At 66.6% G+C, this 416-nt stretch carries 1 protein-coding gene; it reads left to right on the forward strand.

The features are described 5' to 3' along the window. A partial coding sequence (locus GWK61_RS55365; RefSeq protein ID WP_194922389.1) for a TetR-like C-terminal domain-containing protein occupies positions 1-416 on the forward strand: 416 nt, incomplete at both ends.

The following is a 416-nucleotide window of genomic DNA, read 5'->3' on the forward strand; positions in this document are numbered from 1 at the left end:
TTTTATGACCACTTCTCCAGTCCGGTCGCTGTGGCGGTCGAGGTGGTCGAGTCGCTGTACGAGTCCATCGCGGAGGTCAACCGGCGGGCCCGGAGGTTCGGGACGAGCAGGCTGGAGACCACCCGGAGTGCGCTGGAGCGGTTGGCTGCGCACATGTCCGAGAACTCTGCGATGTACCGGGATCTGCTGCTGTCGTCGGCGGCCCCGGGCGCGGTACTGACTGCGCTGTTGGAGAAGTTCGCTGTGGAGACCGTCCCGGCGGTCCGGGAGGCGCGGCCGGATCTCGATGACCGTGACGCGAGCAGGGCAGCGCATCTGATCGCGGGTGCCGTGCTGTCCACGTTGATCTGGTGGCTGCGGGAGAGCGAACCCGCGGAGCCTTCGGTCATCGCGCAGGACCTGATGGATTTGATGCC

Origin of the sequence: Catenulispora rubra, assembly GCF_015356825.1 — a bacterium.
Classification (GTDB): Bacteria; Actinomycetota; Actinomycetes; order Streptomycetales; family Catenulisporaceae; genus Catenulispora; species Catenulispora rubra.